Source organism: Nitrospinota bacterium (assembly GCA_029881495.1).
Lineage (GTDB): Bacteria > Nitrospinota_A > UBA7883 > JACRGQ01 > JACRGQ01 > JAOUMJ01.
Genome location: JAOUMJ010000029.1, coordinates 23,091 through 34,834, shown reverse-complemented (window position 1 = coordinate 34,834; position 11,744 = coordinate 23,091). Strand labels below are relative to the sequence as shown.

The 11,744-nt window shown below is 49.0% G+C and carries 5 protein-coding genes; 2 read left to right on the top strand and 3 right to left on the bottom strand.

Annotated elements, in window-relative coordinates:
• The 3 genes from OEY64_11145 to OEY64_11135 all read right to left on the bottom strand — a co-directional run.
• The coding region (locus OEY64_11145; protein ID MDH5543506.1) for a nitrate- and nitrite sensing domain-containing protein at positions 1-1,000 on the bottom strand (1,000 nt) is incomplete at its 3' end.
• A 272-nt stretch (positions 1,001-1,272) separates the two neighbouring features.
• Complete coding sequence (locus OEY64_11140) at positions 1,273-3,255, bottom strand: methyl-accepting chemotaxis protein (protein ID MDH5543505.1); 1,983 nt, start codon at positions 3,253-3,255, stop codon at positions 1,273-1,275.
• Between the two features lie 271 nt (positions 3,256-3,526).
• Positions 3,527-6,634, bottom strand: coding sequence for an efflux RND transporter permease subunit (locus tag OEY64_11135; GenBank protein MDH5543504.1), 3,108 nt, complete (start codon positions 6,632-6,634; stop codon positions 3,527-3,529).
• 286 nt (positions 6,635-6,920) lie between these two features.
• Here OEY64_11135 and OEY64_11130 point away from each other — a divergent pair, with 286 nt between their 5' ends.
• Together OEY64_11130 and bamA are read left to right on the top strand one after the other, a co-directional pair.
• On the top strand, positions 6,921-9,353 hold the full coding sequence (locus OEY64_11130; GenBank protein ID MDH5543503.1) for an ATP-dependent Clp protease ATP-binding subunit: 2,433 nt from the start codon (positions 6,921-6,923) through the stop codon (positions 9,351-9,353).
• A gap of 67 nt (positions 9,354-9,420) precedes the next feature.
• A complete protein-coding gene (bamA, locus tag OEY64_11125) occupies positions 9,421-11,724 on the top strand; it encodes an outer membrane protein assembly factor BamA (GenBank protein MDH5543502.1) in 2,304 nt (767 codons plus the stop codon).
• Positions 11,725-11,744 lie beyond the last annotated feature (20 nt).

Sequence of the window (11,744 nt, the reverse complement as noted above, 5' to 3'; positions counted from 1 at the left end):
TGATGCTCCTTAAAATAACCGTCGCGAACAGGATCGTGACTGCAAACGCCGCAAGTGTGGCGATAACGTAGAGCGCCAGGGAGTAGTCGGCCTCTTTCTTCCGCTCAAGCGTAAGCGAGAGCATCTTGCCGGTCACATACTCGACAACTTCCCTCATCTGATTGATCTTCTGTGTCTGCATCTTGAACCAATAGGCGGCGTCTATCCCGAAACCACCTTCATCGGCCTTTTCCAATGCGATCGCCTTCATCCGGTCGGTTTCCGCAATCGCTTCGCCGCTCATGATCTTGAAATACATGTCAACGTCGGACTGCGGTACCGATGAGAGAAACAGCTTGCGGAAGTGCTCCTGCGCCGAGATCAGCTCTACCGTTTTTCGGTATAAGCCAGGAGCAAATTTGTCCGCGGCGAATGTTCCGCTGAGAACAGCCCTTTCGACACCTGCCTTCTCCTTTTCCGACTGGAGGAAATAATAGGCAAGATAGCGAATACTGACCTCACCATCTTTGCTTACCTGTCCCATAAACGCTATGACATCAAGAAAGGCGGCATGTGTATTTGTGTAATATCCTATCGCTTCTCCGAGGGGGATGGACAGATTATCGGATTCGCTCCTCTTTTTATCAAGTTCGCCCAGCATATTGAGAGCTTTATCAAAGGTTTTTTTAAAGCCTTCACCGTATTCGCCGCTGTCGAACTCCTTAATGAAATTAACAAAAATAACTCTTTTATCATTTGTAAGCTCTGTTTGCCTGTTCATTTCATCTCTGAATTTCTCCCCATTGGAACCGATGAAAACAGCTGTCGCACCCCGCTCTTTTTGCGATTCATGTATCAGGTTGCTTATTTTTTCGGCAAGCTCGGAAAGAGTCTCCAGCTTGGTCATCTCTCTGGAGGTCGCGCGTTTTTCGGTAATCGCAGAAAAAGAGTAGACAGCCAGCACCGTTATCGGAACAAGCAACATCAGAATCAGCTGAAATCTGATTGAAAAATTTTTCACAAATAACCTCGCTTTTCAATTAATTTATTTAGCGCCAGAAGCCACGAACCGACAATTGACATAAATAATGGGTCCTTATTCCTGATAAATCAGTGTTCGCAAAAATATGAATTCAATTCCCCCCGAACTTTACTCGTTTCAGAAATGTTTCGTTCCAATAAGTTACACTTTGGCAAAGTATTATGCAATATTTTATTCGAACAATATAACGAAAGAATTAAATTACAAAATAATTGAGTTACCAAGAATAGAACTGGAAAGTAAAGAAAGAGCTAGATCTTGAACTGCTTGACCATCGAGGTCAGGTCGCCAGCGAGCTTTGTAAGGTCAAGCGCGGCGGCGGAGGTCTGCTCGGCGCCGTTTGCCATCTCCTTGGCTACACGCGATACGTTTACCGTGTTATTGGTTATCTCGGTAGTGGTGGCGGCCTGCTCCTCGGCGGCTACGGCAACTTCGCTTACGCGGTCGGCAAGTTTTTTTACCATGTTCACTATCTGCTGAAGCGCTTCACCGGTCTTGTCTATCTGCTCAAGACCCTTTGAAACCTCACCGGTACCCCGATTCATGGAGGTTACTGCTTCGCCGGTCTTAATCTGGATATCCTCGATGGTCACACCTATCTCCTTGGTCGCCTTCGTGGTCCTCTCCGCCAGCTTCCTCACCTCGTCCGCTACGACCGCGAAACCTCTTCCATGCTCCCCTGCCCTCGCCGCCTCGATGGCGGCGTTCAGCGCAAGGAGATTCGTCTGATCGGCGATATCGTTGATGACGTTGATCACCTCGCCGATCTGCTGTGAGCGTTCGCCGAGCGTTTCAATTATCTTTGCAGATTCCTTGACGGTCGCGTCGATGCTGTTCATCCCTTTTATGGCGTTTGTCGCTACCTTTCCACCTTCAAGGGCGGTCTCCATCGCCTGCTTTGAGATCTCTGCGGCGTCGTTCAGGTTGCTTGATACCGACGATATCGTCGCGCTCAGCTCTTCCATGGCGCTTGCTATCGCGTCGGTCCGCTGGGTTTGATCCTCAGTCCCATGTGTGGACTGCCTGGCTGATGCTGAGAGCTCCTCAGCGGCGCTTGAAACCCTGCTCGTCGCCTCGGCGACCATGCTCATCACTTCGCGGAGCGATTTCGTAGACGAATTGAACCATCTCGACAGCTGGCCTATCTCGTCATTTCGTGATTCATTCAATACCGCCGTCAGGTTTTTCTCTGCCAGTATTTTCATGCCGTTTACTACTACGGCGATCGAGCCGATGATGCTCCTTAAAATAACCGTCGCGAACAGGATCGTGACTGCAAACGCCGCAAGTGTGGCGATAACGTAGAGCGCCAGGGAGTAGTCGGCCTCTTTCTTCCGCTCAAGCGTAAGCGAGAGCATCTTACCGGTTACATATTCGACAACTTCCCTCATCTTGTTGATCTTCTCCGTCTGCATCTTGAACCAATAGGCGGCGTCTATCCCGAAACCACCTTCATCGGCCTTTTCCAATGCGATCGCCTTCATCCGGTCGGTTTCCGCAATCGCTTCGCCGCTCATGATCTTGAAATACATGTCAACGTCGGCCTGCGGTACCGATGAGAGAAACAGCTTGCGGAAGTTATCCTGCGCCGAGATCAGCTCTACCGTTTTCCTGTACATCCCGGGAGCAAACTTGTCCGCAGCGAAAGCTGCGCTGAGAACAGCCCTTTCTATCCCCGCCCTCTCTTTTTCATTTTGCAGGAAGTAATAGGCGAGATACCTTATCCCAACCTCTCCGTCTTTACTCAACTGCCCCATGAAGCCGATGATCTCAAGGAATGCGGCGTTGTTTTTTGTGTAATACCCTATCGCTTCTCCAAGGGGGATGGTAAATCCGTCGATAGCGCTCCTTTTATTGTTGATGTCGCTTAACAGGGTAAGCGCGGTATCGAGTATCTTTTTCAGTTCAGAGCCATACAGCGAATGATCAAAATCTTTAAGGAATTCATCCATCTCGGCCCGTTTTTTATCGGTAAGCTCCCTTTGCCTGGGGAGTTCATCCTTGAACTGAGCACCTCTGGAGCCGATGAATCCGGCCGTCATTCCCCTCTCTTTTTGGGTTTCGTGGATCAGATTGCTTATTTTTTCGGCAAGCTCGGAAAGAATTTTCAGCTTGGCCATCTCGCTGGAGGTGGCTCGTTTTTCGGTAATCGCAGAAATAGAGTAGACAGCCAGGACTGTTATCGGAACCAGCAGCATCAGAATCAGCTGAATCCTTATTGAAAAATTTTTCACCCGAAGACTCTCCACTTTAAACTGCTTTCCCAAGCTGTATCTATAAAACCCACACGGCTAGACGGGAACAGAAAACTATACAGTCGCAACTATTCAGAATAAGTGCTCCCTACTTCATTAGCATGTTATCAAAACAATTTCCTTTCAGTCAATTAAAACAATAGTGTTACTGATATAACTACAAATTGTTATAGTTGGGGTGTTGCAAAACGTACCATAACATGAATGTATCTTATGAAGAGAAGATATACTAAAACGTATTAAACCGCTTTCAATATGCGTCTGCTTCCTGATCCTCGTTTAACTTCCAATCAGTTCCATAGATCCTCATTAAAAAATCGTCCAGGATCGCGTATAGACAAGGTATTACAACAAGAGTAAGTATTGTTGAAAATATAAGACCAAATACTATCGATATCGCCATCGGCGCCAGGAACGCCGCCTGTCCTGACGTCTTGAACGCAAGCGTAGCGAGGCCGAATATCGTAGTCAGCGAAGTAAGGATCACCGGTCTGAACCTGACGAAAGCCGATCTTATTATTGAGCCCCAGCGCGTACCGCCTCGATACCTGGCATTATTGATAAAATCGACCATTACGAGGGAATCGTTTATAACTATCCCCGTAAGGGCCGCAAGCCCTACCATCGACAGCATCCCGATAGGCTCCCCCATGACTGCGTGGCCTATTACAACACCGATAAACGAAAACGGGATCGACGCAATTACAATAAACGGCTGTGAAAAAGATTTAAAAAGTGTGCCGAGAATTAGGTATATAACCAGCAGGCCTATAAGGGTGGAGCGAAAGAGCGATTGAAGCGATTTCGTCTGCTCCTCGGTCTGTCCGCCGAATTCAAGGGAATAGCCCGGATAGTTTTCGGAAATCCCGCTGAAATATTCCTTTACTATCTTTGAAAGCTCCCCTGCGGTAAGAACAGAAGTGTCGACTTCCGCAAATACCTTTATCGTCCTCTTGGAATTGAAATGGCTTATGGTGGAATACCCTCTTTTCCATTCGATATCGGCAACAGTTGAAAGCCTCACCTGCTTCCCGGAGGGAGAGACAATCGGGATCTGGGTTATAAGGTCAATATCCTCCCTGTGCTCGGTGTCGTATACGACCCTGACGTCGATATCGTCGCTCCCACGCCTGGCGGTAGTGGCGATAATACCGTCAAAACCGGCCTTTACCGCGGAGGAGACATCATTTTCCGAAAGCCCGAAAAGGCTAAGTTTCCCCTCGTCGGCAACGATATGTATCTCATTTTTCCCATGGATGAAATCGTCCTTCAAATCCTTTACGCCCCCGATACCGCGCAAATGATTCTGAAGTCCTTCAGATATTTTCAGCAGTGTTTCGTAATTGTCTCCGCTTATTCTCGCTTCAAGGGCTGAGCCGACCGGTGGCCCCCCTCCGATCTCCTTGATCTCTATCGACCGTACACCGGTGAGGTACTTGAGCTTTTCCCTCACTTCATTCAGTACCTCATACCCGTTTCTCCGCCCCGGAGTTTCAAACTCAGTCGATTCAAACATGGTCTGGGCGAGATGGCTCCCGAAATCGACCCTGCCATTGTGATAGTTTATTGTCATCCCGACCATTGAAACCGCGTGGGCAAGATCCTCCTTTGGCATAGTCACGGCCAGCTCTTCCACTTTGCGCAGGGCTTCGGCTGTGTTTTCCAGACTGGTCCCTTCGGGCATCTCGATCCTGACCACAAAGCCGATAATGTCCTTCGAGTTGAAAAGGATGAACTTCATATGCACGGCGGCAAAATAGACCGCCGCCAAAAACACCGCCAAAGAGACTGCCACAGTTCTGTAACGCACCTTGAGGAGCGAAACTATCAATCTTCTGTATGAGTTCCTCATTTTCCTGAACCACTCCGATTCGCTCTCCAACGGCTTATTGGACGGCTTCGCGAAATCAGCAAGGTGGGAGGGGAGAATTATAAACGCCTCCACAAAAGATGCAATAAGGCAGAGCGATACGACTATCGGAATGGTTGAAATGAATTTCCCCATAATACCGGTCATGAGAAGCATCGGAAGGAATGCGGCAATGGTCGTTGAGGTTGCGGCGGTTATCGGCCATACAACTTCCATCGTCCCCTTGATAGCCGCGCGGTGAGGGGTCAATCCAGCCTGCAAATATCTGTAGACGTTTTCGGTTACGATTATCGCGTCGTCCACAACCATTCCAAGTACCAGGATCAGCGAGAAAAGGGACATCATGTTTATGGTTATGCCGAAATAGTCCATCATGATGATCGCACCCATGAACGATGCCGGAATGCCGATGGCGGTCCAGAACGCCATGCGCCAGTTGAGAAACAGGAATAAAACAACGCATACCAGGAAGAGCCCTATCGCTCCGTTCACATACAGGGTTTTCAGCCTTTCCCTTATGTAGCGGCTTGAGTCCTGGTTCAGGTTGATGGAAATCCCTTCGGGAACGTCATCGGAATACTTTTCCACTATGCCCTTTATGCGGTTGACTATTTCGATGGTGGAGCCTTCTCTGGTCTTCATCACCATCAGCGAGACCGACTCCTTGCCGTTGAGCCTCCCTATGCTTGTCCTCTCCTCAAATCCATCGCTGACCATGGCGACATCGCTGACCCGCACCTCACGCCCGGCGTTATCGCGACGTATGACGATATTTGCCACATCTTCCGCGGTTTTCAATTCGCTCAAAGTGCGCAACGGATACTCCTGCCGACCCCCGGAAAGCACCCCCGAAGGGATGTTCACGTTTGCCGTCCTTATGGCAGCGGCTACCTGGCCGGGATTTATATGCATTGCGGAGAGCCTGTATGGATCTGCTTCCACCCAGATCTCCCGCTCCCGGAGCCCGCTCTCCTGTATCCTGGCAACCCCCGAAACGGTTAATAGACGGCTCTTCAAATCTTCAGATACCCTTCGCCTCACCTCTTCCGAAACATTCCCGGCAATGTTCACCGTAATAACAGGGACTTCGCTTTCAACCAGAAGAACGACCGGCTTTTCCGCCTCGCTGGGATAATTCTTGATCTTGTCCATTTCATCCTTGATATCGTTTACAAGTTTCTGGAGGTCTTCGGCCCCTTGCTGGATCTTGATTTCGATCATTGAAATATTTTCATAGCTCTGGCTTGAGATAAATTCGATATCCGCCATCCCTTCAAGCGCATTTTCCACGGGGATGGTTATCTGCTGCTCTACTTCATAGGGGGTGGCGCCGTTGTATAGGGTATTTATTATGATCATGTCCAGCGGGATTGCGGGGAAGACTTCCCTCGGCATCGAAAGATACGAAACCGCGCCCCACAAAAGTGTAACAGCGAGCAAAAGATTTGCAAAAACCCGGTTTTTTACGGCAAATTCAGCAATATTCATAGAGTTATCATGACCGGGATCCAGCCGAAAATATCAAAAACAACCATACCTTTCATGCGTAGTTGCACGCAAAGCAGCTCCAAACAGGCGCCGCCGCCGATTGCCGCCTGCAACCATTAAACCCGGCAAATGCGGAATTGATCTGTTTTGACTAATCATTATTCGTTTTCACTCGATATATTGTCTATAATTATAAGTAGGTTTGTATAGGAAGTGGATTTTTAATTGGCAGGGCTTTTAACCCAAGCCTTCATGTGGCACAATCTATATACAGATTGGAGATTGACTGATGTTTAAAAGATTCACCGAACGCGCTCGCAAGGTAGTCATACTGGCACGAGAAGAGGCAGAGAAGAACCAGCACGAATATCTCGGCACAGAACACCTGCTGATGGGCGTTTTAAAGGATGGCGGCGGCGTTGCGATCGCCGTTCTTCAGCGTCTCGGCGTTGATCTTGCCCAGATCAGGAGCGAAGTGGAAAAGGCGATGCCTCCGAATTCCAATTCGCTGGTAATCGGAGATATACCGTTTACGGCCCGCGCGAAAAAGGTACTTGAATATGCCGTCGAAGAGGCGCGCTCAATGGGGCACACCTACATCGGTACCGAGCATATGATGCTCGGTCTCATGCGCGAGAAGGAAGGGGTTGCGTCCAAAATATTGACCGGCATGAACCTCACTTTCGCCGAACTTCGCGATCAGACCATCAACCTCCTGCGCGAGCCTGTGAATCCCCAGGAGAAACAGCAAAGCAAAACCCCCGCCTTGGACGAATTCGGCAGGGATCTTACAGAGCTGGCGCAAAAAGGGAAGCTCGATCCGGTTATCGGCAGGGAGAAGGAGATAGAGCGGCTCATCCAGATACTTGCCAGGAGAACAAAAAACAATCCGATACTTATCGGCGAGCCGGGTGTCGGCAAAACCGCTATCGTGGAAGGGCTGGCACAGAGAATAATCAGCCGTGAGGTTCCGCAACTTCTCTACGACAAAAGAGTGGTTTCTCTCGACCTTGGCGCGATCATAGCCGGCACAAAGTACAGGGGACAGTTCGAACAGCGCATCAAATCTATCATGAAGGAGATAATGCAGTCGACCAAGATCATCCTCTTTATAGACGAGATACACACACTGGTCGGGGCGGGAGCCGCCGAAGGGTCGGTCGATGCTTCAAACATGCTGAAACCCGCGCTCTCTCGCGGCGACATCCAGTGCATAGGCGCCACCACTCTCGACGAATACAGAAAATACATCGAAAAGAACGGAGCGCTTGAAAGACGATTCCAGTCGATCATGGTAGCCGCTCCGTCGGTAGACGAGACCATTGAGATAATCAAGGGGCTCAAGGCGGAGTACGAACTCCACCACAAGGCGGTCATTACGGACGAAGCGATTACCTCCTCGGTTATCCTTTCCGACAGATACATGAACGACAGGTTCCTCCCCGACAAGGCGATAGACGTGCTGGACGAAGCAGGCTCAAGAGTAAGGCTTCGCCAGGTGACTTTCCCGCCTGAGGTCAGGAACCTGCAAAGGCAGATTGACGAGATAGTCAGGCAGAAAAAGGAGAAGATCGAACGGCAGGAGTTTGAACTCGCCGTCGACCTGCGCGATCAGGAAGAGGCGCTAAAGGTGGAACAGGAAGAGTTGAAAACCGAGTGGCTTAAGGAAAATAAGCAGGAACAGCCGATAGTCACCGAACACGATATCGCCGAGGTGGTCTCATCCGTTACCGGTATCCCCCTCAACAGGCTCGCGAAAGAAGAGACTCAGCGCCTGAGAGAGATGGCGTCCGAGCTGAAAAAGATGGTGTTCGACCAGGATCAGGCTGTTGATGTAGTAAGCGAAGCGGTATTGAGGTCCCGCGCGGGGCTCAAGGACCTTTCGAAACCTCTCGGCAGTTTCCTCTTTCTTGGCCCGACCGGCGTAGGAAAAACCGAGCTTGCGCTCGTACTTGCCGAATATCTGTTCGGCGACAGAAAATCGCTTATCAGGCTCGATATGTCCGAATACAACGAAAAATTCGCCGCCAGCAAACTCACCGGCGCCCCTCCAGGATACGTCGGATATGAAGAGGGTGGCCAGCTTACCGAGCAGGTTCGCAGAAAACCTTACTCAGTTGTGCTCCTTGACGAGATCGAAAAGGGACACCCCGACATTTACCAGATGCTTCTCCAGATAATGGATGAAGGAAACCTGACGGACAGCTACGGCAGGCACGTATCCTTCAAGAACGTTATCCTGATAATGACATCAAACCTCTCCGCGCGGACCATTGAAAAGAATTTTTCCATGGGATTCCAGAACGACAATCAGGAAAAATCCCACAAGAAGATGTCCGACAGCATACGGACCGAACTGAAACGCCAATTCACTCCGGAGTTCCTCAACCGGATAGATGAAATAGTCGTCTTCAACAAGCTGGACAGAAACTCGATCGCCAAGATAATAGACACCCAGCTGAATAAACTTCGAGAGAGACTGAAGGAAGAGAATCTCTATTTGGAGATAACAGACTCCGCTAAGACATGGCTGGTCGACAAGGGATTTGATCCATCGTACGGAGCAAGACCCCTCAAGAGGGCATTGCAGAAATACCTTGAAAACCCCCTATCCGATAAAATACTTTCAGACGAAGTTAAACCTGGAAGCACAATACTCGTTGACCTTCATGACGAAGAATTGACACTGGTCGAAAAAAGCCCGGTCGAAAGCCTGTAACCTATGATCTATCTCTGTACAGATTTTTCCCCAGGCCGATAGCCAGCATCTTTTCGCCAATTACACAATGAGGGGGAGTGTTTTTAAAGCGGTAGGAATTGCCGTAACAACTATCCTCCTTTCCGTTCCTCCTGCTTCGGCAATCGATTTCAGGAAAGAGATCAAGGACATCAAGGTCGTTGGGAACAACAGGGCGAATATCCAGACCATCCATTACTACATCCATTCAAGGGTCGGCTCCAAATACTCCGTAAAGACAACCAGGGAAGATATTCGAAGACTTCACGACCTGACCTATTTCGACGATATCGCCCTTGAGGTAGAGGAGAAGGCTGACGGCCTGGTGCTTATATACCGATTGAAGGAAAAGCCTTTCGTCAGATCGGTAGAGCTTAAAGGGGCGTCGGAAGTCCCTGAAAAGGATATGCGCCTTCTAATCCAGATGAAAAAGGGGACCTATTTTCAAAAGCATCTCCTGAAAAAGGATATTGCAAAGATAAAGGAAAAATACCAGAAGAAGGGTTTCTACTTTACAACTGTCGATGCGGAGATAAAGGAGGCTGGAGATGATCAGGTCGATATCACCTATAACATCGAAGAGAAACAGAAAGTAAAGATCTCTGAAATACGTTTTCGCGAAAATAAACAGCTAAAGGAATATCTGCTCAAGGAGACGATTGAATCAAAGGAAGTCGATTTCTTCTCGTTCTTCAATGACAGCGGAAACTTCGAAAAGGAGATCCTCAAGACCGACGTTTTACGCCTTGAATCTAGGTACAGGGATGAAGGCTTTATCAACGCGACTATCGAATCCCCGAGGATAGAGATAGACCGGCAAAAAGGGACCATCTACATAACAATGGTCGTGCACGAAGGGGAGCAGTACTTCTTCGGAAAGATCACCGCCGAAGGGGACAACCTCTACTCAGCCGAGGAGATACTGAAGAATATTTCCGTGAAGGAGGGGGAACCGTTCAATCAAACCTCATTCCGGCAGAACCTTTTCAAGATTACCGAAATGTATTCGAACAAGGGGTACGCGTACGCAAATCCTATCCCCTCCATGAAAGAGAATGAAGAAGAGAAGGTAATAGACATACATATAAAAGTCGACGCCGGCGAAAAAATATACATCGGCCGCATCGATATCAAGGGGAACGACAAGACCCATGAAAACGTTATCAGGCGTGAATTCCGCCTTCATGAAGGCGAGCTTTTTAACGGCGAGAAGATGCAAAGGACCAGACAGAGGCTAGGCAACACCGGATATTTTGAAGCGGTGGAAATTGAGCAGAAAAGCGGGAGCCAGCCGAATCTGATGGACCTCGAAGTTACCGTGGTAGAAAAACCTACCGGAAACCTGCAGGCCGGAATAGGTTACAGCTTTGACGAGGAAGTAAGCGTCACTGCAAAAGTAAGTGAAAACAACCTTTTCGGAACCGGTAAAAAACTTTCATTAAGTATCGACCAGTCTAAACTGCGACGGGATTACTACATGGATTTCAGTCAGCCGAAATTCCTCGATCGCGACATACAGCTTGGCTACCAGGTTTACTCCCGCCAATTCGATTACGGCACCTCCACACATGGGTACACCCGCTTCAACAAAGGAGCCAGCGTGTCATTGGGGCGCGGCTTGAACGAATACGCTTACGCGAGCTTTCTATATCGCCTGGAAAGCTCGGAAGTGATGCCAACAGACGGTTCCGCTCTTTCGCCCATACTTCAATCTCAGCAGGGGGTGAAGGTCACAAGCTCGATACAGCCAATATTTGTACACGATACAAGGGACAACTACTATGTAACTACAAAAGGTCACAGAATACGGGCAAACACGATAATCGCCGGCGGGCCTCTCAATGGCGACCTCGATTTTTACAAACTTGGATTTGAAGCATGGCAGTACATCCCGCTCCCAAAGGAGTTCGTAATTTTCGGCAGGGGCCAGATAAATTACGGGAGCGGCTACAACGGAGACAAACTCCCGCTCGTCGAGAATTTCTATCTTGGCGGCGTGCAAAGCCTGCGGGGATTCTCATACGGCGACGTAGGGCCGAAAGACGCCAACGGCCTCCCCCTTGGCGGCGACTCTTCACTTCTTTTCAATCTTGAAGTACACTACCATTTTTCTAAAACTGTAAAAGGGATACTGTTTTATGACAGGGGACAGGTGTATGGAGAAGGTGAAGACCTTTCCACAACAACCAGCAGGAGATTCGATATTGAGAACATGCGCCAGGGCGTTGGATTCGGAATGAATTTCATGACGCCCATGATGCCTATAACCCTGGCTTGGGGCTTCAAACTCGACAAAATGCCGGGCGAGACCTCGATGCAGTTCCATTTCAATATCGGCGGAGTCGGATTTTAACTTTTTTTAAGGAGTTTTTT